At 63.6% G+C, this 21,008-nt stretch carries 23 protein-coding genes and 1 tRNA gene; 16 read left to right on the top strand and 8 right to left on the bottom strand.

The annotated features are described in order from the left end of the window. Position 1: 1 nt before the first annotated feature. From hisC to hisE, 8 genes are all read left to right on the top strand, one after another. Entirely contained in the window at positions 2–1,117 is a 1,116-nt protein-coding gene (gene hisC / locus DW943_RS07240) for a histidinol-phosphate transaminase (RefSeq protein WP_199572818.1), read from the top strand. Then, positions 1,118–1,705 (top strand): imidazoleglycerol-phosphate dehydratase HisB, encoded by a 588-nt coding sequence (gene hisB / locus DW943_RS07235; RefSeq protein WP_117757617.1) that lies wholly within the window; start codon positions 1,118–1,120, stop codon positions 1,703–1,705. It begins immediately after the preceding gene. A gap of 79 nt (positions 1,706–1,784) precedes the next feature. Beyond that, positions 1,785–2,486, top strand: a complete 702-nt coding sequence (locus DW943_RS07230) for an imidazole glycerol phosphate synthase subunit HisH (protein ID WP_233543620.1) — start codon at positions 1,785–1,787, stop codon at positions 2,484–2,486. Beyond that, on the top strand, positions 2,483–3,226 hold the full coding sequence (locus tag DW943_RS07225; RefSeq protein WP_117648476.1) for a HisA/HisF-related TIM barrel protein: 744 nt from the start codon (positions 2,483–2,485) through the stop codon (positions 3,224–3,226). Before DW943_RS07230 ends, DW943_RS07225 begins: the two co-directional genes overlap by 4 nt. A 3-nt stretch (positions 3,227–3,229) precedes the next feature. Next, positions 3,230–4,012, top strand: coding sequence for an imidazole glycerol phosphate synthase subunit HisF (hisF, locus tag DW943_RS07220; protein ID WP_117862620.1), 783 nt, complete (start codon positions 3,230–3,232; stop codon positions 4,010–4,012). Positions 4,013–4,159: 147 nt separating this feature from the next. Then, positions 4,160–4,501, top strand: a complete 342-nt coding sequence (hisI, locus tag DW943_RS07215; protein ID WP_089573591.1) for a phosphoribosyl-AMP cyclohydrolase — start codon at positions 4,160–4,162, stop codon at positions 4,499–4,501. Further along, the gene (locus tag DW943_RS07210) at positions 4,498–4,725 is read left to right on the top strand and encodes a hypothetical protein (protein ID WP_089573590.1); all 228 of its coding nucleotides are present in this window, start codon (positions 4,498–4,500) and stop codon (positions 4,723–4,725) included. The genes hisI and DW943_RS07210 overlap by 4 nt, the downstream gene beginning before the upstream one ends. 15 nt (positions 4,726–4,740) lie before the next feature. After that, a complete protein-coding gene (gene hisE, locus DW943_RS07205) occupies positions 4,741–5,058 on the top strand; it encodes a phosphoribosyl-ATP diphosphatase (RefSeq protein ID WP_117646209.1) in 318 nt (105 codons plus the stop codon). A gap of 27 nt (positions 5,059–5,085) precedes the next feature. On the opposite strand, the gene DW943_RS07200 is transcribed toward hisE, so the two are convergent. From DW943_RS07200 to DW943_RS07190, 3 genes are all read right to left on the bottom strand, one after another. Beyond that, on the bottom strand, positions 5,086–5,997 hold the full coding sequence (locus tag DW943_RS07200) for a PHP domain-containing protein (protein WP_117862619.1): 912 nt from the start codon (positions 5,995–5,997) through the stop codon (positions 5,086–5,088). A gap of 120 nt (positions 5,998–6,117) precedes the next feature. Further along, complete coding sequence (locus DW943_RS07195) at positions 6,118–6,537, bottom strand: nitrous oxide-stimulated promoter family protein (RefSeq protein WP_089573587.1); 420 nt, start codon at positions 6,535–6,537, stop codon at positions 6,118–6,120. Continuing rightward, on the bottom strand, positions 6,537–10,103 hold the full coding sequence (locus tag DW943_RS07190; RefSeq protein WP_117862618.1) for an ATP-binding cassette domain-containing protein: 3,567 nt from the start codon (positions 10,101–10,103) through the stop codon (positions 6,537–6,539). The genes DW943_RS07195 and DW943_RS07190 overlap by 1 nt, the downstream gene beginning before the upstream one ends. Before the next feature lie 384 nt (positions 10,104–10,487). On the opposite strand from DW943_RS07190, the gene larC reads away from it, so the two are divergent. The 6 genes from larC (at position 10,488) to DW943_RS07160 (ending at position 15,897) form a co-directional block, all read left to right on the top strand. Beyond that, positions 10,488–10,973 (top strand): nickel insertion protein, encoded by a 486-nt coding sequence (gene larC / locus DW943_RS07185; RefSeq protein WP_117648479.1) that lies wholly within the window; start codon positions 10,488–10,490, stop codon positions 10,971–10,973. A gap of 55 nt (positions 10,974–11,028) precedes the next feature. After that, positions 11,029–11,577: a phosphodiesterase gene (gene yfcE, locus DW943_RS07180; RefSeq protein ID WP_117862617.1), complete on the top strand. Its 549-nt coding sequence runs from the start codon at positions 11,029–11,031 to the stop codon at positions 11,575–11,577. 2 nt (positions 11,578–11,579) lie between these two features. Continuing rightward, positions 11,580–12,440 carry a nucleoside triphosphate pyrophosphohydrolase gene (mazG, locus tag DW943_RS07175; protein WP_117646213.1) on the top strand — a complete coding sequence of 287 codons (861 nt, stop codon included), beginning with the start codon at positions 11,580–11,582 and terminating at the stop codon, positions 12,438–12,440. Between the two features lie 188 nt (positions 12,441–12,628). Then, positions 12,629–13,918 (top strand): phosphopyruvate hydratase, encoded by a 1,290-nt coding sequence (eno, locus tag DW943_RS07170; protein WP_117862616.1) that lies wholly within the window; start codon positions 12,629–12,631, stop codon positions 13,916–13,918. Positions 13,919–14,113: 195 nt separating this feature from the next. After that, positions 14,114–14,875 carry a septum formation initiator family protein gene (locus tag DW943_RS10690; RefSeq protein WP_233509137.1) on the top strand — a complete coding sequence of 254 codons (762 nt, stop codon included), beginning with the start codon at positions 14,114–14,116 and terminating at the stop codon, positions 14,873–14,875. Between the two features lie 20 nt (positions 14,876–14,895). Beyond that, complete coding sequence (locus tag DW943_RS07160; RefSeq protein WP_117862615.1) at positions 14,896–15,897, top strand: hypothetical protein; 1,002 nt, start codon at positions 14,896–14,898, stop codon at positions 15,895–15,897. 345 nt (positions 15,898–16,242) lie between these two features. Here DW943_RS07160 and DW943_RS07155 read toward each other — a convergent pair. Further along, positions 16,243–16,327 (bottom strand) — tRNA-Leu (locus tag DW943_RS07155). Between the two features lie 31 nt (positions 16,328–16,358). Beyond that, positions 16,359–16,982 carry a hypothetical protein gene (locus DW943_RS07150; protein WP_117862614.1) on the bottom strand — a complete coding sequence of 208 codons (624 nt, stop codon included), beginning with the start codon at positions 16,980–16,982 and terminating at the stop codon, positions 16,359–16,361. Positions 16,983–17,145: 163 nt separating this feature from the next. Here DW943_RS07150 and DW943_RS07145 point away from each other — a divergent pair, with 163 nt between their 5' ends. Together DW943_RS07145 and DW943_RS07140 are read left to right on the top strand one after the other, a co-directional pair. Beyond that, positions 17,146–17,433: a PTS sugar transporter subunit IIB gene (locus DW943_RS07145; protein WP_117654890.1), complete on the top strand. Its 288-nt coding sequence runs from the start codon at positions 17,146–17,148 to the stop codon at positions 17,431–17,433. 11 nt (positions 17,434–17,444) lie between these two features. Next, the gene (locus DW943_RS07140) at positions 17,445–17,819 is read left to right on the top strand and encodes a VOC family protein (RefSeq protein WP_117862613.1); all 375 of its coding nucleotides are present in this window, start codon (positions 17,445–17,447) and stop codon (positions 17,817–17,819) included. Positions 17,820–18,114: 295 nt separating this feature from the next. On the opposite strand, the gene DW943_RS07135 is transcribed toward DW943_RS07140, so the two are convergent. From DW943_RS07135 to DW943_RS07125, 3 genes are read right to left on the bottom strand one after another with little or no spacing between them, the layout of a single operon-like run. Then, entirely contained in the window at positions 18,115–19,410 is a 1,296-nt protein-coding gene (locus DW943_RS07135) for a cell wall metabolism sensor histidine kinase WalK (RefSeq protein WP_117862612.1), read from the bottom strand. After that, positions 19,394–20,179: a response regulator transcription factor gene (locus DW943_RS07130; RefSeq protein WP_117806813.1), complete on the bottom strand. Its 786-nt coding sequence runs from the start codon at positions 20,177–20,179 to the stop codon at positions 19,394–19,396. Before DW943_RS07130 ends, DW943_RS07135 begins: the two co-directional genes overlap by 17 nt. Before the next feature lie 18 nt (positions 20,180–20,197). Further along, positions 20,198–20,740: a DUF4342 domain-containing protein gene (locus DW943_RS07125; RefSeq protein ID WP_117862611.1), complete on the bottom strand. Its 543-nt coding sequence runs from the start codon at positions 20,738–20,740 to the stop codon at positions 20,198–20,200. Positions 20,741–21,008 lie beyond the last annotated feature (268 nt).

Here is a 21,008-nt window from a genome sequence, read left to right as displayed (position 1 = left end):
TATGGCCGAACTCACGCCGCGCATGAAGGAGCTCGTCCAGCCCTACTTGGCCGGCATTGAGCCCTACGATCCCAACTTTACGCCCACGCGCATCAACCTTTCGGCAAACGAGAACACCTACCCCGTGCCGGCCGACGTGCGCGAGGCGGTTGATGCGGCGCTTGCCGCCACGCCGCTCAACCGCTATCCCGATCCCATGTCTAACGACCTGCGCGACGAGCTTGCCGCTTGGCATGGCGTGACGCGCGAGAATGTCTGCGTGGGCAACGGCGGCGACGAGCTGCTCTATAACTACCTGTTGGCGTTTGGCGGCGCGGGACGGACCCTGCTCAACTGCCCGCCGTGCTTTAGCGAGTATGCGTTCTTTGCGTCGCTCTGTCAGACCGAGGTGCGCGACGTGTGGCGCGACCCCGCGACCTTTGAGCTCGACCAGGCAGCCGTGCTTGCGGCGGCGTCCGAGTGCAACCTGGCAATCGTGACCTCGCCCAACAACCCCACGGGTGACGTGGCACCGCTCGACTTTGTCGCGGCGCTGTGCGATGCGTGCCCCGGCATGGTAATGGTTGACGAGGCCTACGTGGAGTTTGCCGACGATTCGTTTGGCGCGGTCACCACGGCGCAGGGGCTTATTGCCGAGCATCCCAACCTGGTGATTCTGCATACGTTGTCCAAGGCGTTTGGCGCTGCCGGTACGCGTCTGGGTTACGTGATCGCGGCGCCGGAAGTCATCGACGTGTTCGCGGCGATTCGCCAGATCTATTCAGTTAACGTGCTGAGCCAGGCGGCAGCACTTGCCTGCGTGCGTGCCCGTGATGCCTACACGCCCGTGGTGGCACAGATCGCATCCGAGCGCGAGCGCGAGCTGTGCGCCCTGCGCGCAATGGCTGCCGAGGGCATGCCCGTGGAGGCATGGCCGAGCGCGGCGAACTTTGTGCTCGTGCGCACGCCGCATGCCACGCGCGTGCGCGAGCGTCTGCGCGACGAGTATTCGATTTTGGTGCGCGACTTTAGCTACGCGCCGGGGCTTGCGGACTGTCTGCGCATCACTGTGGGTACGCCGCAGGAAAACGACGAGGTGCTGGCCGCGTTTGCCGCGCTGGTGAAGGAGGAGATGTAGATGGACCGCTATGCCGAGGTAACCCGCAAGACGGGCGAGACCGACATTGTCGTAAAGCTCGACCTGGACGGATCTGGCGTGTGCGATATCTCGACCGGCGTGCCGTTTTTCGACCACATGCTCAACGCTTTTGGCCGCCATGGCCTGTTCGATCTGACGGTGCATGCGGTGGGCGACGTGGAGGTCGATGCGCACCACACCGTCGAGGACACGGGCATTGTGCTGGGCGAGGCGTTTTGCCAGGCGCTGGGCGACAAGGCGGGTATTACGCGCTTTGCCGACGCGGCGATCGCCATGGACGAGACACTCGTGATGGCCGCCGTGGATATCTCGGGTCGCGGGCAGGCCTATTGCGAGCTGCCCGTGCCGACTGAGCGCGTGGGCAGCTTTGATACCGAGCTGGCCGTCGAGTTCTTCTATGCCTTTGCGCGCGATGCCAAGCTCACGCTGCACGTGCGCGAGCTGGCGGGCGGCAATTCGCACCACATTATCGAGGCCGCCTTTAAGGCCGTGGGCCGCACGATGCGCCGCGCCTGCGAACTCGATCCCCGCGTGCAGGGTATCCCCAGCACCAAGGGCTCGCTGTAACCGTCACAAGGGTAAAACCACCACGAAGATGCCTGTCCTCTTTGTGGTGGTTTTGGATGATGAGAAGTGGAGGGGTCGCGTGGGCGAACCGAAGATCGTGGTGGTCGACTACCACAAGGGCAACTTGTCGAGCGTCGTGCGCGGGCTTGCGCGCGCCGGTGCTGCCGCCTGCACGTCGGACGATCCGGAGCAGATCCGCAACGCCGACGGCCTGGTCATCCCGGGCGTGGGTGCGTTCTATGACGCGATCGCCTTTATGCGTCAGAGCGGCGAGGAGGTGGCCGTGCTCGATGCCGTTGCCGCCGGAACTCCGCTGCTCGGCATCTGCCTGGGCCTTCAGCTGTTTTTTGAGCGCGGCAACGAGGGCGTGCCTGCGAACGAGGACGCGGACGCGGACGACGATGCCTCCGAGCAGGCCGGTGGTCCCTGGGTCGATGGCCTGGGCATCATGCGTGGCTCGTGCACGCACCTGGAGTCGAGCTGTCTGAAGGTCCCGCACGTGGGCTGGGACCAGGTGCGCATGACGCCCGCCGGTGCGGCCGATCCGTTGCTTGCCGGTTTTGCCGAGGGCGCCAACATGTATTTCACTCACAGCTACGCGGTGGCCGACGACGTCGATGCCGCCGATGTGTTGGCGCGCACGCACTATACACGGAGCTTCCCGTGCATCGTGCGCCACGGCAACGTGTGGGGCTGCCAGTTCCATCCCGAGAAATCCTCTGCGCTGGGTCAGCGCATCCTTAAGAACTTCGTGAGCATCGTCGAGGGGGCCGGCCGATGATTCTGTTTCCCGCAATCGATTTGATCGGCGGCAAGGTCGTGCGCCTGGAGCGCGGCGACCGGAGCCGCTGTAAGGTGTATTCTGACGACCCCGTGGCCGTTGCCCGCTCCTTTGCCGAGCAGGGCGCGAGCTGGGTGCACGTCGTCGACCTGTCCGCTGCCTTTGGCGAGGACGAGGACGCGTGCGCTGCCAACTTGGCAGCGATTAAGGCCATCTGCGGCGTCGACGGTCTGTCCGCGGACGTGGGCGGCGGCGTTCGTTCGCTCGCGCGCATCGACGAGCTGGCCGGCTACGGCGCGCGTCGCATCGCGCTAGGCACGGTGCTCGTGACCGAGCCGGGATTTGCCGAGGTGGCGGCGCAAGGCTTTGGCGAGTTACTGGTGGCAGACATTGCCGCCCGTGACGGCCAGGTCAAGGTGAATGGTTGGCGCGACGGCGCGGGTGTGGCGCTCGACGACGCCGTGGCGCAGCTCACCGAGCTGGGCTTTAAGCATCTGGTGTATACCGACATCGCGCGCGATGGCATGCAGACGGGCATCGACGTGGCGGCGTATCGCCATGTGGCCGAGGTCGCGGGCTTTCCCGTCGTGGCTTCGGGCGGCATCTCGACGCTCGATGATATCCGCGCACTGGCCGCGGTGGGCGAGGATGCCATCGAGGGTGCCATTACCGGTCGTGCGCTCTACGAGGGCAACTTTACGCTGGCCCAGGCGTTGGCCGCCGCCCGAGGGAAGGAGTAGCCCATGCTTGCCAAACGCGTGATTCCCTGTCTGGATGTTAAGGACGGCCGCGTGGTCAAGGGCGTCAACTTTGTGAGCCTGCGCGATGCTGGCGACCCGGTGGAGCTGGCGCGCGCCTACGACCGCGAGGGTGCAGACGAGGTCGTCTTCCTGGACATTACCGCGACGAGCGACAACCGCGCGACGACCATCGAGATGGCGGCGCGCGCGGCCGAGGAGCTCGCTATTCCCTATACCGTGGGCGGCGGTTTCCGCGACTTGGCGGGCATGCGAACCATGGTTGCCGCCGGTGCCGACAAGGTGTCGCTTAACTCTGCCGCCGTGCGCGATCCGTCGTTGATCAGCCAGGCCGCCGCGGCGTTTGGCAGCCAGGCCGTGGTCGTGGCGATTGATGCCAAGCGCGTGGGCCTGCCCGGTCAGCCGGATGCCGACAAGTGGGAGGTCTTCACGGCGGGCGGTCGCAACGCCACGGGTATCGATGCGGTGGCGTGGGCCGAGGAAGCGGCTCGTCGCGGCGCCGGTGAGATCTTGCTCACCAGCATGGATCGCGACGGCACCAAGGCTGGCTTCGACCTGGCACTCACCCGCGCCGTGGCGCGCGCGGTGCCGATCCCGGTGATCGCAAGCGGCGGCGTGGGCACGCTCGAGCATTTTGCCGAGGGCGTGATCGAGGGCGAAGCCGACGCCGTACTGGCGGCCAGCGTCTTTCACTTTGGAACTTTCAGCATTCGCCAGGTGAAGGAGTATATGGCCAGCCAAGGCATCCCTGTGAGGCTGGACTTCTAGTGCTGCGGCTTGCCCAGGCACCGCATCTTGCCGCTCAAACCGTCGCTCGCGTACCAAAGTACGCGTCGCTCCTCTTTCGCGGCAACCTGCGGCACCTGGACAACCCTCGCCGACCTGTGGGATTTCGTTTGTTACTTGGGAGAAATGATGACTGAGGTAATAAATGCTACCGAGCTTAAATACGACGCCCGCGGGCTGATTCCTTGCGTGGTTCAGCAGCATGACACCGGTGAGGTGCTTATGGTTGCTTGGATGAACGAGGAATCGGTGGGGCTGACGCTCAAGACCGGGACCACGTGGTTTTGGAGTCGCAGCCGTCAGGAGCTCTGGAACAAGGGCGCGACGAGTGGCAACATGCAGGAGGTCAAGGAGCTCTGGGCCGACTGCGATAGCGATACGCTGCTGGTCAAGGTGGACTCACCGGGCCCGGCCTGCCATACCGGCAACCGTACCTGCTTCTTTAAGCGCGTGGAAGGGGGAGTGCGATGAAAGTCGTGACGCCGTTCGAGGTCGCCGAATGCAACACCGAGCTCCTCCGCGCGGGCGTGCCATGCCGCGTGCACCTGACTGATGCCTGCGGGGCGCAGTCGCTTTGGCTCGAGGCCGAGAAGGAAAGGCTCGATGAGGCCCATGCCGTCATCGTCGAGTTCTTTGAGAAAAAGGGCGCAAAGCCTCGGTTCGATGAGGCCGGTACCTACTTTACGCTGCAGTAACGAGAGGAAATAACCATGGGAGTCAGAACAGCTAACGTGCAGCCGGGAAACATCGGTGAGACGCTGACGGGACTGGCCGAGGTGATTCACAGTCGTCGCGACGCATCGCCGCAGGAGAGCTATACCGCGCGTCTGCTGACCGACGTCGAGGACGAGCTTCTCAAGAAGCTTGCCGAGGAGGCGAGCGAGGTGATCATGGCCTGCAAGGATAACGACCACGATCACATCCGCTACGAGGCCGGCGACCTGATCTACCACCTGCTCGTGACGCTCGAGCGCTACGGCATCACCCTCGACGAACTGGCCGGCGAACTCAACGCCCGCCGCCACTAGTCATTGGGGACGTTCTTAAACGACTAGTTAGGCGAGGGACGTGGATTCCCATTCGCCGGTGGGGTGGGGGATATCGAAGGCCCGGTAGCCGCAGTCGTAGGCGTGGGCCTGGGCCTCGCGGATGTTCCAGCAGATGTCGCAGGCGCGGTGCGCGTCCGAGCCAAAGGTGATGGGCACCTCGGCATGGGCGAAGCGGCGCAACAGCCCGGTCGCGGGGTAGTAATCGTCGAGCCCCTTGCGCGGTGCGGCGGTCGAGACCTCAACGCGGCGACCCGTATCGTGGGCGCATTCGGCCATCTGCTCCCAAAACGGCGCGGGGTCAAAGTCGGGTGCAAAGCCGTCCTTCGAAAAGCGCATGACCAGGTCGGGATGGGCCATCGCGTCAAAGCTGAGTGAGCTTTCGCAAGCACGGCACCAGTCGTCGACGTAGCACTCCCACACGCCGCGCACGCCTAAGTTTTCCCAAACATGCAAGTTGGTATCGTCGTCGATCCAACCGCAAAGGGAATCGGGTGTATCGGGGCGCGCGACGTCCTCTGTCCCTGCCGTGCCCGCGGCGCCTGCCGCAATATCGCCCGGGTTGCCAATCCAGTGCACGCTGCCCAGACGTACGACGGCGCCCTGGGACCAGTGCTCTACCAAGGGCTCGCAGCCCTCGTACCAATCGCATTCAAAACCGTAGATAAAGGTGAGCTCCGGCGCAATCTGCGCGGCGAGTTTGCGGGCGTCCTCAAAGGCCAAACGATGTGCCGGCAAGTCGCCCTCGACGACCTGCACCTCGCAGTTAGCATCCATACTGGCGGGCAGGGTAAGGTGGTCGGTCGAGACCATGACGCGGCAGCCGGCGGCAGCAGCGGCACGGACGTTGTCCTCGAACGAGGCGTGCCCGTCCGAGAACGAGGTATGAGTATGGCAATCGACCAGCGGGCAGGCGGGCATGGCGACTCCTTTGCATTTGGTGAATCCGCTCCATTGTAATGGTGCAGCTCTCAACACGCCGCGCACGCCGGGTGCCGAAATCGAGTGGAAAGGCGGGGCGGCGCGTGCCGGCGCCGGCGACTACTTGCTTCGTGCCGCCGCGCGTTTGGCCTGCACTGTTACCATCGCGTGTCTCACGGCGGTGATGGGGCGATAGCGGATCATACGCGGTCCCGACCAACGCATAACCTCGCGGATCTTCTCGCGCATGGCAGGCCGGTAACAATGCGAAGGACATGCCGAGCAAAATGTCTTGGTGCCCATGTGCGGGCAGTGCTCAATGCGCGCGATGGCGTATTTCTGCAGCTCGGCGCATTCGGGGCAGAGCGTAATGGTTCGAAGGCCGAGTTTCACGCGCACGGACTCATCGCCGCCAGCCTGTTCGACCACATGCCCGCCGCCATGATGCCCACGACACCACAGCGCAATCATCTGCGACACCATTTGGGCCTCACGCTCACGTTTGCGTGCTAGCTCCGGTGTGTCGACTGGGCGCGCCATTAGCTCAGCCTCCCGTGCTCGACCGAAAGCGAGAAATCGGCAAACGCGCAGGTGCTGGCACGGTGGCTCACGAGCACAATGGTCTTGCCGCGGCGCTTGAGCTCGTCGATTGCCTGCATCACGGACGCCTCGTTGAGAGCATCGAGCGCGCTGGTGGGTTCGTCGAGCAAGATGAAGGGTGCGTCGTTGAGGAAGATGCGCGCAAGGCCGATGCGCTGGCGCTCGCCGCCCGAAAGCGAGTCGCCCAGCTCGGCAACGGGCGTGTCGAGTCCCTGCGGCAGACGGTCGATGAGCGTGGTGAGTGAGGCGGAGCGGCAAGCGTCGAGCAGCTCGGCATCGGTGGCGTTGGCGTGCGCGACCAGCAGGTTCTCGCGTACGGTGCCGCAGAACAGATGCGTGTCCTGGGTCATATAGGCCTCGTGGCTGCGCAGGCTCGCCGTGTTGATGTGGCGGGCATCGACGCCGCTCACCGTGATGGTGCCGGCTGCGGGGTCCCAAAAGCGCATGAGCAGCTTAAGCAGCGTCGACTTGCCCGAACCCGAGCGCCCCATGATGCAGGTCATGGTACCGGGCGCAAAGGTGCAGGTCACGTCGTCGAGGATGAGACTCGCAGCGGTGTCGTTCGCGACCTGCTCTGTGGCGCCCGCACCGCCCGCGTCCACGCCGCCCACATAGCTAAAGCTCACATGCTCGGCTGCGGCGCCGGCAAACTCAACGTTCTGTCCATCGGCGACCTCGGCGCACTGGGGCTGCTCGTCGAGCAAATCGAGCACGCGTGCGCCCGAGGCGAGCGTCTCCTGCAGTGAGGCGCCCAGGCGGCTCACGGCCATCACCGAGCCAAACGACGACACAAAGGTAAAGACGGCGACAAACGCTGCGGCAAAGTCAATCGTTCCCGCAGCCACCAGCTGCAGCGCACGCCCGAGCATCACCAGATTAGCCACAAGAATAAGCGCATCGGCTACGGCCTCGCTGACCGCCTGGCGGCGCTTGAGGCGCGCGTCCACGGCGCCGACTTGCTCGGTCAGCTTGCCCAGGGCACGGCTGCGATCGGTGCCACCGGCAAACTGGATGGTCTCGCCCGCGCCGCGCAGACTGTCGAGTACAAAGGCGCCCAGCTTACCGGCGCCCTCGCGGCTCTGGCGGCCGGTGGTGCCGCATGCCTTGGCCGAGGTCAGGGGCAGCAGCACGCCCAGGACCGCGTAGGCCACGAGCGCGATGCCCGCGAGCTCGGGGCTCACAGCCAGCAAAAAGCCCTCAAACACAACGGTGCAGACCAGAGCTATGGCAATGGGCGAGATGGTGTGCGCGTAGAAGACCTCGAGCAGCTCGATATCCGAGGTGACCAGGCTCACGAGCTCGCCCTTGCCGCGGCCCTCGAGCTTGGCGGGGGCGAGCTGGCGCAGGGCGCCAAACACCAGGTCGCGAATGTGTGCGAGCAGACGGAATGCGATGTAATGGTTGCAGAGCTGCTCGCCGTAGTGGAGCGGCCCGCGCGCGATGCCGCAGGCGGCACAGGCCGCGCATGTGACGATAAGACCAAGCCCCAAGGCGTTGCGGCCCAGCGCGGCCATAAGGCCAAGGGCGCCAAAGGCCGGCACGAACGCGGCGGTGAGCATGCCAATGCTGCCCAGCGCGACGGCTAGCACAAGCCAGCCGGCAAGCGGTCGGACGAGCCCCATCATGCGCCACATGATGGACGGCGCCGAGCGACGGGCGCGGCCGGAGTCAGGCACCGCGGCAGCGGAAGACGAGCCGGCACCGTTGAGGCCATCGGTACGGGCGGTGCTGCCGTCAACAGCCTCAACCGCGCCGGCATCCTCGGCATCACCCTCCGCATACGCATATGCCGAGAGCTGCTCCTGGCTGTTCCACATGCGCGCATAGGCGCCCGCGGTTGCCAAGAGCTCGCCGTGAGTCCCGCGCTCGGCAATGCGACCGCGTTCCAGCACCAGAATCTGGTCGGCGTCCACGATCGTCGACAGGCGGTGTGCCACCACAATTACAGTGTGCTCGCCGGCAAGCGATGCGATGACCTCGCCGATCGCGGCTTCGCTCGCAGCGTCCACATTGCTCGTAGCCTCGTCAAACACATAGATCGGCGAGTCGTGCAGCAGGGCGCGTGCCATGCACACGCGCTGGCGCTGGCCACCCGAAAGGTTGGTGCCGCCCTCGTTAATCACCATGTCGAGCCCGCCGTTGGCCTGCACAAAGGCCGCCACGCGCGTGCAGCCGAGCGCGCGCAAAAGCTCGGCGTCGGTGGCGTTGGGCTGGGCGAGCAGCAGGTTGTCGCGCAGGGTGCCGGCAAACAGGTAGCCGTTGGTGGGCACCAGGGTGACGGCACGCATGAGTGAGGCGGCCGTGGCATCGCGCAGCTCGACGCCGCCAATGCGAACGCTGCCACGGTAGGCACCCTTGCGGCCCGCGATAATCCCCGCGAGCGTGGACTTGCCGCCGCCGCTTTCGCCCACGAGTGCCACGAGCGAGCCGTGCGCAATGGTCGCGCTGGCGCTGTCCAGCACCGTGCGGTCGCCGTATGCATAGCTCACGCCCGCGAGCTCGATATCGCCGCGCCCGTCAAGCTCAACATCGCCGCGCTCGGGCTCGGGCGTATCCAAAATGCCAAACATGCGGCGCGAGGCGGCCATGCCGTTCATGGCCGTGTGGAACAGCGATCCCAGGCGGCGCATGGGCAAAAAGAACTCCTGCGACAGAAAGACGACTAGAAAGGCCGCCTCAAAGCCAATTTTGCCCGTGGCGAGCTGCAGCGTGGCTACGATAATGCCGAGCGCGGCGCCCATATAGACGACCAGGTCCATAACGCAAATGGAGCGCAGCTGCATCACCAGCAGGCGCATGGTCGCTGTGCGGAAACGCTCGGACTCGGCGTTGATGCGCTTGTGCCAGTCGCGGTCGGCCTGATACACCTTAAGGGTGGTAAGACCCTGAACGGCCTCCAGGAACATGCCGCCCAGATCGACGTAGCTGCCCCAATACTCGGAACCGATCTTTTTTGCGTTGCGCATGACCATCATGATGGAGATGGGGATGACCGGGACGCATACGAGCAGCAGCGCGGCGGGAAGTCCCGCTTGGCCTACGAGCAGCACGAACAGCGTGATGGGTGCCAGGCCGGCAAAAAAGAGCTGCGGCAGATAGCCGCCAAAGTATACCTGGAGTTGCGTGGCGCCCTCCGCGCTGGTTTGCACGGCCTCGGCGGTGGGGACGGTTTCGGTATAGGACGGGCCGAGCGCGGTGAGCTTGTCGTAGACGAGCGAACGCACGCGGCGGACGGCTTTGAAGGCGGCCTTGTCACCGGAACGCTGCGCCAGATAGATGGCGGCGGCGCGCACGATGATGGCGCCGGCGAGCGGCAAGGCCGCCTGTGCGAGGGCATCGACGGCGAGCGCGGCGGAAAGACCGTCCGTGACGATGCCGCCCAAGATGCGCGCAAGCACCCACATCACCGTGATGTTTGCCATGAGCGCGATCCATTTAAACAGGACGCTCGCCACAATGTAGGGCGTTGCCTGCGGAACCAGGGAGAAGAGCCGCTTCTCGAACATGAAACCTCCGATGCCGTAACGGTGTCGGGCGGGGTCCTCGGCAGCCGATTAGTTAGCCAAATGCAACTAGAGTAACATCGTGCAGCAGGTAAGTATGCCGAGGGTAATTTTTTAGCCGATGAACTGCGTAGAAAGTCCAAAATTGTTGAGTGCAGCGAACTTTATGGCGGACGGAGTGCAGGCGCAATTCTGATCGTGTGCGGCCCCGCTCCAAAACGTGTACGTCAGCCTCCGAAAGCTGCAAAAAATGACATGTTTGGAGGCTGATGTACATGTTTGGATAGGGGCGAGGGCGGCGACGGACGAAAGTCACGCCTGTGCCACGTCCGATGTGCTAGCGTTTGGGTGAACAAAACGAGCCCGTGCGGAAAGGATCCGGACCGTATGCAACGTGGAAGTACATCTCCGCTGTCCCGCGAGACCGATGCGCCCGAAACCATCGTCAAGCTGGAGTGCGACATCGACGATGCATCGCCCGAGGTACTCGCCTATGCCGCCGACCGCCTGCGCGAGGCAGGTGCGCGCGAGGTGCACTGGCTGCCTCTCTACTGCAAAAAAGGTCGCCCCGGCTGGCAGCTGCAGGTGATCTGCTCGCACGAGGATATCGAGCGCCTACAGACGATTATCTTTTTGGAGACCACGACCAACGCCGTTCGTCGCCAGGTGATGGAACGCGTCTGCCTGCCGCGTCGTTTTGAGCAGGTAGCGACGCCTTGGGGCGAGGTGGCCGTCAAAGTAGCCACCCTGCCCGACGGCAGCGAGCGCGCGGCACCCGAGTACGAGGATTGTGCCCGTCTTGCCCGCGAGCACAACGCGCCGCTCCAGCGCGTGATGCAGGCGGCTCAGAGCGCGGCGCTGCGATTTGAGTGATGCGGGCGAGTGACGTGCCGCGCCAATCCAATTAACCCCACCGAAAGGACCACCCATGAAATACCTCATCGCCTCCGACATCCACGGCTCGGCATACTGGACCGAGCGCCTGGTCGCCGCTATCGAATCCGAGCAGCCCGACCGCATCGTTCTGCTGGGCGACCTGCTCTACCACGGCCCGCGCAACGACCTGCCGCGCGACTATGCCCCCAAGCGTGTGATTCCGCTGCTCAACGCCCTGGCCGACCGCATCATCGCGGTGCGCGGCAACTGCGACGCCGAGGTCGACCAGATGGTCCTCGACTTCCCCGTCATGGCCGACTACGCCACGCTGTTCGACGAGACCGGCCGCGAGCTGTTCCTGACGCATGGCCACGTCTTTGGCGCTGGCATGTATAACAGCGTTGATCACGCGCCCGCGCTGCCCGAGGGCTCCGCGCTCGTCTACGGCCACACGCACATCAAGGTTAACGAGGCAAGCGAGGCGCACCCGGGCCTGTGGCTCTTCAACCCCGGCAGCGTGAGCATTCCCAAGGACGGTACGCACAGCTATGGCATCTACGAGGACGGCGCGTTCCGTCACGTGATCCTGGAGGAGGAATAACCATGGCAGAGCAGCTGGCTCAGCAAAATGCCGAGGGCTCGCGCGACCTGTCCACGCTGGTAGACGCGTCGGCCGAGCTGCAGCATCTGGTGCAGACCATCTGGCGCCTGCGTCAGCCCGACGGCTGCCCGTGGGACCGCGAGCAGACGCACCGCAGCATTGGCAAGAACATGATCGAGGAAGCCTACGAGGCGCTCGACTGCATCGAGGCCGACGATGCGGCACACCTGCGCGAGGAGTTGGGCGACGTGCTCATGCAGGTCGTACTGCATGCGCAGATTGCGGCGGATGCCGGCGAGTTTTCGCTGGCCGATGTGGCGCGCGATATCGACGCCAAGCTCATCCGTCGTCACCCGCACGTGTTTGGCGATGCGGATGCCGACAACTCCGACGAGGTGCTCAAGATTTGGGACGAGGTCAAGCTTGCCGAGAAGGCCGCCAAAGACCAGGCCGTGGCGGCAGTCGGGGCCGCACCCGAGGGTCTGCTCGACGGTGTGCCCACGCACCTGCCGGCGCTGATGCAGGCTCAGAAGGTGTCGCGCAAGGCGGCTGCCGTGGGCTTTGAGTGGGAGACGGTCCAGGACGTGTGGGACGAGGTTGCCGAGGAGCGTGCCGAGTTTGAGGCCGAGGCTCCCGGTTCTCCCGAGCGCGAGATGGAGTTTGGCGACCTGCTCTTTGCCCTGGTCAACGTTGCGCGCAAGGAGGGAATTGACGCCGAGAGCGCCCTGCGTGCCAGTACGGCAAAGTTCCGCCGCCGCTGGGCCGCGATGGAGCAGATGGCGGCCGACGCCCACGTGGATCTGGCCGAGCTTTCGACCCACGGCCTCAATGACCTCTGGGATGCCGCAAAGGCAGAGGAGTAAGACTGCGGGGGCGACGGGACGGACTTGTCCCATCGCCCCTATTATTTTTAAAAAGATTGTATCCCTTGGCTAACTTAGGGCATAATGCAAAAAGTGCGATAAGGCTAACTTATGAACCTGCGCGCCGCTGTAGCGTGCAAGCCGTGTCGCCAAGCATTCAACCCGTTTCCAAGTGAGAGGGAGACAACATGAGCGATATTATGGACGTCTACGGTCGCGAGGTGCTCGACAGCCGCGGCAATCCCACCGTCGAGGTCGAGGTCGTGCTCGAGGACGGCAGCTTTGGCCGCGCAATGGTGCCTTCGGGTGCTTCGACCGGCGCCTTTGAGGCATGTGAGCTGCGCGACGGCGACAAGGGCCGCTATCTGGGCAAGGGCGTTTCGCAGGCCGTCGAGCACGTCAATAACGAGTGCGCTAACGCCGTCGTGGGCCTCGACGCCTTCGACCAGCGCGCCGTCGATGCCGCGCTGATTGCCGCGGACGGTACCCCCAACAAGACCAAGCTCGGTGCCAACGCCATCCTGGGCGTGTCGCTGGCCGTCGCCCGCGCCGCTGCCGAGTCGGCGGGCCTGTCGCTGTACCAGTACCTGGGCGGCGTCAACGCCCACCTGCTGCCCACGCCTATGATGAATATCCTCAACGGTGGCGTCCATGCCGACAATAACGTTGACTTCCAGGAGTTCATGATCATGCCGGTGGGCGCCCCGAGCTTTGCCGAGGGCCTGCGTTGGTGCGCCGAGGTCTACCACACCCTCAAGGGCGTGCTGCACGAGGCCGGCCTGGGCGGCGGCGTGGGCGACGAGGGCGGCTTTGCGCCCAACCTCAAGACCAATGCCGAGCCGTTCGAGTACATCACCAAGGCCGTGGAGAAGGCCGGCTTTAAGCCCGGCGTCGACTTCATGTACGCCATGGACCCGGCCTCGACCGAGTTCTACAACGCCGAGACCGGCATGTACGAGCTCAAGGGCGAGGGCGTGGAGTACACGAGCGCCCAGATGGTTGATTACTGGGAAAAGCTCGTCGACACCTATCCCATCATCTCCATCGAGGACGGCATGGCCGAGGAGGACTGGGACGGCTGGGTTGAGCTCACCCGTCGCATTGGCAACAAGGTGCAGCTGGTGGGCGACGACCTGTTCGTCACCAACACCGAGCGCCTTAAGAAGGGCATCGAGCTGGGTGCCGCCAACGCGATCCTGGTCAAGGTCAACCAGATCGGCACACTCACCGAGTCGCTCGAGGCCATCGAGACCGCCAAGGAGGCCGGCTATGCTTGCATCGTGAGCCACCGCTCCGGCGAGACTGAGGACTCCACGATTGCCGACCTGGTCGTGGGCGTCAACGCCGGCCAGATCAAGTCGGGCGCCCCGTGCCGCAGCGACCGTATCGCCAAGTACAACCAGCTCATCCGCATCGAGGACGAGCTCGAGGGCAGCGCGCGCTATGCCGGCAAGGCCGCGTTTTACAACATTCGCTAAACGGGCGAATTTGGCGAGGGGGAGGCTGACTCGGTTCCGTCCCGCCTTGACTGGATGCTGCAAAGCGCCATGGGCGCTGGGCCATACGGCTCAGCGCCTTTTTTATGTCGAGCAAAGGCTGGCGAAGGCGGTGCAGGCGCTCGTGCTATAACTAAAGGACTTAGCGCAAACAAACCTCAACCGCACAAGGCGCACATGGATCAGATTTACGACAACAGGTACTATTCCGCCGGTTCGCGCGAGCCGTCGCCTCGCCGTGCGCGCACGGTGCAGCTCGGTGGGTCCGCTTATGCCGGCGCCGACCGCTCCACGCAGCGCCCGGCAAGTACCTCGCGCCCCAATGCTCAATCAAATACCTTGGCAGATGGACCGGTGCGCCCGGCACGTTCGTCGCATGCGTCGCGTCCCTCGACTCAAGCACACGACAAATCGAGTAGGCCCTCGAACCGTCTTTCGGGCTCGGACTTTATGCATTACGCCAACGACAACGCGGTTGTCAAGGCGATCTATGACTTTACGCATGGCCCACTGCGTCCGCTGTTTATCGGTATCGTGGTGGCGCTGGTGCTCGTGAGCCTGTATTTCCCCGTGCGCGATCTGTACGTGGCAAAGCGTTCGAGCGATATCTTGGCCAAGCAGGTCGAGATTCGCCAGCAATACAATGATGAGCTGCAAAAAAGCGTCGACAAGCTGCTCTCGGAGGAGGGTATCAAGGACGCGGCGTCCGAGGACCTGGGCCTGGTGATGCCCGGCGAGAAGAAGATTGACGTGCTAGGTTTGGACGACGATTCGGACTCGTCGTCGAGCAAAAAGTCCTCAAACGCCAAGAAGGCCAGCGAAGTGGCCAAGGAAATCGAAGAAGTCGGCAAGGACGCGCCGTGGTACATCCAGGCGCTCGACATGCTGTTTGGGTTTAACGGCGTCGAGGGTCAGACGGTCGTGTCCAACGGCAAATAGCGCCCGGAGGGGAGCCCGCAATGACAAATTGCAAACGCTATAAGGTAGCCGCGATCGACCTGGGAACGGTGTCGTCGCGACTGGTATTGGCCCAGGTCGAGGGCGGAGCGATTGTGGAATCGTCCAAGCATACCGAGATTACCGACCTGGGCGAGGGCGTGGACACGACGGGGCGCTTTTGCAAGGCGGCTGTCGAGCGTGTGCTCGCTGCGTGTCACATGTTTGTGGACGAGGCCCGTGCCTTTGGGGCCGTGTGCGTCTGCACCACGTGTACGAGTGCCGCGCGCGATGCGTCCAATGCTGCGCTGCTGTTGGACGGCCTGCGCGATCTGGGGCTTGAGCCACAGGTGATTCCGGGCGAGGTCGAGGCGCGCCTGACGTTTTTCGGCGTGGCGCACGACTTTGCCGGCGAGCGCATCATTGTTGCCGATTCGGGCGGCGGATCCACGGAGCTCGCGACTGGCGTGTACGCGCCGGAGCGCGGCGTCTTTGCGCTGGAGGGAACGCGCTCGCTGGACATCGGTTGTCGCCGCGTGACGGAGCGCTTTTTCTCCGCGTTGCCGCCCGCGGATGGCGAGCTTGCTGCCGCTGCCGCGTGGGCAGGCGAGCAGTTTGCCGCCTATTTTGAGGGCCTGCCTGTCGACTTTGAGCGCGCCGAACGCTTAGTCGCGGTGGGCGGCACGGTGACTACGCTGGTGGCTCTGGTCCACGAGCTGGAACCGTACGATTCGAGCTTTGTGCACCTACGCGAGCTGTCGCTGGAGCAGGTCTCGGCCGCTATCGAGCGCATGTCTGTGTTGGACGCGGAAGGCATCGCCGCGCTACCGGGTGTACAGCCCAAACGCGCGGGCGTGATCTTGGCTGGTGCCGTGGTGATTCGCGAGCTTATGCGAGCCGGCGGCTACGACACGCTCACCGTAAGCGAGAGCAGCCTGCTTGCCGGCATGGCCGCCACCATTAACGAGGTTCTCGACGGTGAGCTACCCACCATCGGCTGGACCCCCAGCCTCAGCGCCCTTTAACCATCCCCTCATAAGTTGCGGTGAAATAGTTCCTAAATGGGCTGATAAACTGCCAAAACAGGAACTATTCCACCGCAACTTAGAGGCTTAACGGCATCCAGAAGAAACGAGCCCGCATCCCCAGGGGGCACGGGCCCGTAAAAGCCAAATGGTAGGGGCGGTGGGACATCTGCGTATTTGTTGCGCAAATACGCACCGGCTTCGGCCGCCTGTCGGCGCCCTCGCCGGCTCGCTACGGACGCTGCGCGTCCGCTTAACGCTCGCCCCCTCGCGGGTTCGAGCCCCACCGGCATCTTAAAGAAATGAGCCCGCCTCCCTGGGGGACACGGGCTCGTAAGCACTACATGGTAGGGGCGGTGGGACTCGAACCCACAATCCTTGCGGCGAGGGATTTTAAGTCCCCTGCGTATGCCAATTCCGCCACGCCCCCGTGAGACTAGAAGTCTAGCACAAGCCGTCCGTTACGCGTTGACGGCCATCGAGTGCTGGCCTGACTTTTCCAAGTACTCGACAAACTTGGCTTCGTCGCCCTTGTTCTGGTACTGCAGGGCCAGCAGGTACTCCAAGCGGCAGCGCTTGACCGGGTCGTCGCCGACATCCTCGAGCGTGCGCTCCAGCTCGGGAATGTCGTTGTGACGCTTGAGGATCATCGTGTCGTACATCAGCTGGCACTCGTGCGCGACCGCCTCGGCCTGACCGCCCTCAAAGCCCTTGATTTCGTGCAGCAGCTCCTTGGACTTTTTGCGGTCCTCCTGGCCAGCATAGTAGTTAAAGGCCTTAATCACCAGGTCGACGCGCTGCATCTTGGGCAGATTGAGCCCCAGCAGCAAATCGAACATCTCATCGGCGCGCTTGTGGTCCTCGCGCAACAGATAGGAGTTCAGGCGCAGGTAGTCGCGGTTGTAGCGCGGGTACAGCATGCTGGTGAGTTTGCCGTCGAGCAAACGATCAAACTCGTCCCACTGCTTAGCGGCCATAAGCTGCTGCAGGCGTTTAAACGTGGTGCGTTTTTTGACGCTAAAGAACACCGACACGGCGATGCAGATGATAACGACGGCGGTCCAGAGTGTGCGGGAATCGGGCATATTAGGGTCCTTAGTCACTCATAAAGCGAGCGGTATGACAACACGTACTGGATGTATTATACGCAGCGCGCAAGCAAACTGGCATAAAAGCTCATCGAGGCTGAGTGCCATCGCTCGCTGCGGTACACTTACCTAAAGTAAACCATGAAGGGAGACATTACCTATGAAGAAGATCGTTTTGGCTTGCGGTGCTGGCGCTGCTACTTCCACGCTTGTTGCCCAGAAGGTCGCCACCATGCTCGACGCCAATGGTTATGCTGGCAAGTATGAGATCGTGCAGTGTGCCATCTCCGAGGCCAAGGACTACTGCGACGAGGGCGCCGACCTGCTGATCGCCACCACCGTTGCTCCCGAGGGCCTCACCTGCCCGTACGTGAGCGGCGTGCCCTTCATGACCGGCATGAACCGCGTCGCTGCCGAGAAGGCCGTCCTCGACGTCATGGCTCAGTAGGCGCTGACTGTATGAGTGAGCAGAACGCCAATCCGGTCGAGCTCTTTGGCATGCGCGTTGCCCATGTGGGCATTAACGCCACCGACCCGGCAGATGCCCTGGGGATCGCGGAGCTGTTCTCGACGATGATGGGCCTGCCCGTTATCGAGACCCCGGTTTCGTACTTTAACGATTCGCTGATCGAGGTCATGAAGCAGAACGGTCGTGGCACCAAGGGCCACATCGGCTTTGCCGTCAACGACATCGATGCGGCCGAGAAGTGGTTTGCCGAGCGCGGGCTCGAGGTCAACGAGGAGTCGCGCGTGCTGCTGCCCGACGGCGGTACCAAGCTCGTGTACTTTAAGCGCGAGTTCGCCGGTTTCGCCGTGCATCTGTGCCGCGAGTAGCGCACAAGCTGCCATAGCTAACGAAAAATGGGGTAAGGCCACGTGGCCTTACCCCATTTTAATGCCGAGAGGGTGACTGACGGGCTGCCGCAAAACGAAGGTGAATGCTGTTCCGCGAAGTGAACGAGTGAAATCGGACCCCTGGAGCATCGACACTTTGGAGGCGCCGTTTCCTGCGGTTTCGTAAGGTTTTTCCTGCAGTTTTGGCGTCAAAAAGTGTGGATGCTTCGGGGGGTCCAAAATAGGTCGTTCACTTCGCGGAAAAGCATTCACCTTCGATTCGTGAGAGACGCCCCTACCGCGGCAGGCGAATCGTAAAGCGGCTGCCGACGCCCTCGACTGAGGTCACGCCGATGACACCGCCATGGCTGTCGACGATCCACTTGGCAATGGCAAGCCCCAGACCCGAGCCCTGCGCGCCGGCATCGCGTGCGTTATCGGCTCGGTAGAACCGTTCAAACGCGTGGGCTGCGGACTCCTGGTTCATGCCGATGCCCTCGTCCTCAACGGCTATGTCGATCGTGCCCATGCCCGCATCGGGCGTTATGCCAAATGTGACGGTCGTGCCTGCGTCCGAATACTTGGCGGCGTTCTGCACGATCACGCGCAGAGCCTGCTTCACGAGCGCCACGTCGACAGATGCGTCGCAGCGCGGGTCGCTGACAAGCGCAGCGTCGTACGCCAGTCGATACGTGTGCGCGGCATCGATCATCTGTGACTCCTCGCATACCTCGCCGACCAGCGCGGCCAGGTTGGTATTCGCACGCCGCAGGACCGTGCGTCCGGCGTCGCCGCGTGCCAAAAACAGCAGCTGTTCCACGAGCTCTTGCATGTGCTCGCTTTCGGCCTTGAGGGACGCGATGGATTCTGCCAGCACGTCCGGGTCGTCTTTGCCCCAGCGGTCGAGCATGTTCACGTAGCCCTGAATCACCGCGATGGGCGTGCGCAGCTCGTGGCTCGCGTCGTTGACAAAGCGCATCTGCTGCAGCTTGGCCTCTTGCATCTGGCGCAGCAGGCGGTTGAGCGCGACCTCGATGCTTGCCAGGTCGGCGTCGCCGGTGGTGACGCTCGGCGAGTCGACGCTTGCGCGCTCGATGGCCTGCTCGAGCGTTTCCATCTTGCCGCCGGAGAGCTGCATGCGGCCGAGTTCGTCCACGCGCAGGGCCAGATCGTTGAGCGGCGCCATGGTGCGGCGCACGCGGCGGGCGCCGCCGAGCATGTTGAGCACGCTGATGACCTGCCAACCCACAACTACAAGGTAGAGAGGCCATAGCGTGACGAGGTCCTGCGCGAGGGGGAAAGTCTTGGTGGTACGCGCAAGCTCGACGGTATAGGTGAGCGTTGTCAGGTCCCAGCCGCGCGCGGGCGTCAGCGACATGCTGCGAACGGTGGCGCTGGGGATCCATCCTGCGGTAAACGCGCCGTTGGGCAGCGTCTGGTTGTATCCATAGACGAGGATCGCCACCGCAATAACCAACAGCAACAGATCGAGCCAGACGTAGCTCATCAGGCGGCGCCACATATAGCTCCAGTTGATGGCGCGGGCGATGGAGGTGACGCGCTTGGCCTCGGCATTACGCGCGGCAGACATAGCCCACCCCGCGCACGGTCTGGATGATGCGGGCACCGCCGGCGTCTTCGATCTTGGCGCGCAGGTGCGCGATGTGCACGTCGACGTTGTTGGTGTCGCCTACGTATTCGTAGCCCAGCGCCTCGTGCGCGATGCGCTCGCGCGTGAGCACGGTTTCGGCATGCGTCATAAGCAGGGCGAGGACGTCGAACTCGCGGGCCGTGAGCGCGATGGGCGAGCCGCCGACCGTGACTTCGCGGCGGTCGGGATCGAGCGCGACCGAACCCACGGCGAGTGCGGCGGGGGAGGGCGCGGCAGCGGTCTGGGCCGTGTCGGTTGCCGGGGACATTGTGGCGATACCGGCGGCCGTGCCGCTCGCTACGCCAGCCCCGGCCCCGCCGCCGCCAACGCCCGAAGCCGCCCGCACGGCTTCCGAGCGCTTCAGCGCCACGCGGATCCGTGCGAACAGCTCCTCGATCGCAAACGGCTTGGTCAGGTAATCGTCGGCGCCGGCGTCGAGCCCGGCAACCTTGTCCATCACGGCATCGCGCGCGGTGACCATGATCACTGGCGCATCCTTGTGCTTGCGTATGCGCCGCAGCACCTCCATGCCGTTGAGCTGCGGCAACAGTACATCGAGCAGAATCAGATCGTAGTCGCGCTCCAACGCCAGGTCAACGGCGGTGCGTCCGTCGGCGGCGTGCTCCACCTGGTAGCCCTCGTGCTCCAGCTCGAGTGTCACAAAGCGGGCGATTTTCTCCTCGTCCTCTACGATCAGGATTCGTGCCATGCGTGCCCCCGTCTGCGATTACTTGTCGTCGTTGAGATTTTGCTTGATGTCGTCCGCGGCGTTAGCAGCGCTATCCATAAGGTTGTTGATGCTGCCGGGCACGTCGCCGTCGCTGTCGATGCGGTAGCGCATGCCAAAGAACAGGCCAATCAGCATCAGCCATATCGTGGCGCCCCAGGCAAACAGCGCGACGATGGGAATCAGGATGGGGATGTTGAGGATGATCGCATCGCGGTGCGTGGCGATAAACTTGGTGTCCAGACTCAGGCGGAAGAGCTTTTTGAGGTACTCCCACACGCTGTCCATCTTCTTGGAGAAGTCGGTCTTTTCGCTCGACTTTTCGTAGGCTGCCTGCGCGGCGACCATCTCGGCAGAGGGCTCATCGACTGGCGCGGACTCGGTGGCGGCATGCGCCGACGTGGTCTGGGTCTTGCCCTGCGACTCGAGCCAAATGATGGCATCCAAAACGTTGCCGTCGGCAGCGTCGAGCGCCGCCTTGGCATCGGTGTAACTCACGTTGCACTTGGTGCGGATGGTTTCAACTTTTTCGAGGTCGTCCATGACCTGTCCTTTCGTTCGATGGGCGCGACGCCGGGCAATTTGCTCGGGCGCGAGCGTTGCGTTCGGCGGTCTGCGTTGCGCCGCCCCGCCCTTGGTCGAACTCTATAGTGCAGGTTATAGATTAAGCGATTCTTGAGCCAAGATTAATGTTGGATGAGTTTTTGGGTGGCAGTGGGGAAAGTATTAGACCTCGATAGCGGGAGATGGGGTGCCGGTATCAAGCCGGCGTCAGAAATGGGATAAGCAAGGCGTATGGATCGCGCGGATC

The organism is Collinsella sp. AM44-11 (assembly GCF_003467145.1).
Lineage (GTDB): Bacteria > Actinomycetota > Coriobacteriia > Coriobacteriales > Coriobacteriaceae > Collinsella.
This window is presented reverse-complemented; position numbering and strand designations above follow the sequence as displayed.

What these genes read in the sequence shown, in the direction of transcription:
- DW943_RS07130 (WP_117806813.1), bottom strand. Translation starts at nt 20,179, where the DNA reads ATGGCACGAATCCTGATCGTAGAGGACGAGGAGAAAATCGCCCGCTTT.
- yfcE (WP_117862617.1), top strand. Translation starts at nt 11,029, where the DNA reads ATGAAATACCTCATCGCCTCCGACATCCACGGCTCGGCATACTGGACC.
- DW943_RS07140 (WP_117862613.1), top strand. Translation starts at nt 17,445, where the DNA reads ATGAGTGAGCAGAACGCCAATCCGGTCGAGCTCTTTGGCATGCGCGTT.
- eno (WP_117862616.1), top strand. Translation starts at nt 12,629, where the DNA reads ATGAGCGATATTATGGACGTCTACGGTCGCGAGGTGCTCGACAGCCGC.
- DW943_RS07150 (WP_117862614.1), bottom strand. Translation starts at nt 16,982, where the DNA reads ATGCCCGATTCCCGCACACTCTGGACCGCCGTCGTTATCATCTGCATC.
- DW943_RS07210 (WP_089573590.1), top strand. Translation starts at nt 4,498, where the DNA reads ATGAAAGTCGTGACGCCGTTCGAGGTCGCCGAATGCAACACCGAGCTC.
- hisF (WP_117862620.1), top strand. Translation starts at nt 3,230, where the DNA reads ATGCTTGCCAAACGCGTGATTCCCTGTCTGGATGTTAAGGACGGCCGC.
- hisB (WP_117757617.1), top strand. Translation starts at nt 1,118, where the DNA reads ATGGACCGCTATGCCGAGGTAACCCGCAAGACGGGCGAGACCGACATT.
- DW943_RS07125 (WP_117862611.1), bottom strand. Translation starts at nt 20,740, where the DNA reads ATGGACGACCTCGAAAAAGTTGAAACCATCCGCACCAAGTGCAACGTG.
- DW943_RS07160 (WP_117862615.1), top strand. Translation starts at nt 14,896, where the DNA reads ATGACAAATTGCAAACGCTATAAGGTAGCCGCGATCGACCTGGGAACG.
- DW943_RS07135 (WP_117862612.1), bottom strand. Translation starts at nt 19,410, where the DNA reads ATGTCTGCCGCGCGTAATGCCGAGGCCAAGCGCGTCACCTCCATCGCC.
- hisI (WP_089573591.1), top strand. Translation starts at nt 4,160, where the DNA reads ATGACTGAGGTAATAAATGCTACCGAGCTTAAATACGACGCCCGCGGG.
- hisE (WP_117646209.1), top strand. Translation starts at nt 4,741, where the DNA reads ATGGGAGTCAGAACAGCTAACGTGCAGCCGGGAAACATCGGTGAGACG.
- mazG (WP_117646213.1), top strand. Translation starts at nt 11,580, where the DNA reads ATGGCAGAGCAGCTGGCTCAGCAAAATGCCGAGGGCTCGCGCGACCTG.
- hisC (WP_199572818.1), top strand. Translation starts at nt 2, where the DNA reads ATGGCCGAACTCACGCCGCGCATGAAGGAGCTCGTCCAGCCCTACTTG.
- DW943_RS07200 (WP_117862619.1), bottom strand. Translation starts at nt 5,997, where the DNA reads ATGCCCGCCTGCCCGCTGGTCGATTGCCATACTCATACCTCGTTCTCG.
- larC (WP_117648479.1), top strand. Translation starts at nt 10,488, where the DNA reads ATGCAACGTGGAAGTACATCTCCGCTGTCCCGCGAGACCGATGCGCCC.
- DW943_RS07190 (WP_117862618.1), bottom strand. Translation starts at nt 10,103, where the DNA reads ATGTTCGAGAAGCGGCTCTTCTCCCTGGTTCCGCAGGCAACGCCCTAC.
- DW943_RS07145 (WP_117654890.1), top strand. Translation starts at nt 17,146, where the DNA reads ATGAAGAAGATCGTTTTGGCTTGCGGTGCTGGCGCTGCTACTTCCACG.
- DW943_RS07195 (WP_089573587.1), bottom strand. Translation starts at nt 6,537, where the DNA reads ATGGCGCGCCCAGTCGACACACCGGAGCTAGCACGCAAACGTGAGCGT.
- DW943_RS07225 (WP_117648476.1), top strand. Translation starts at nt 2,483, where the DNA reads ATGATTCTGTTTCCCGCAATCGATTTGATCGGCGGCAAGGTCGTGCGC.
- DW943_RS10690 (WP_233509137.1), top strand. Translation starts at nt 14,114, where the DNA reads ATGGATCAGATTTACGACAACAGGTACTATTCCGCCGGTTCGCGCGAG.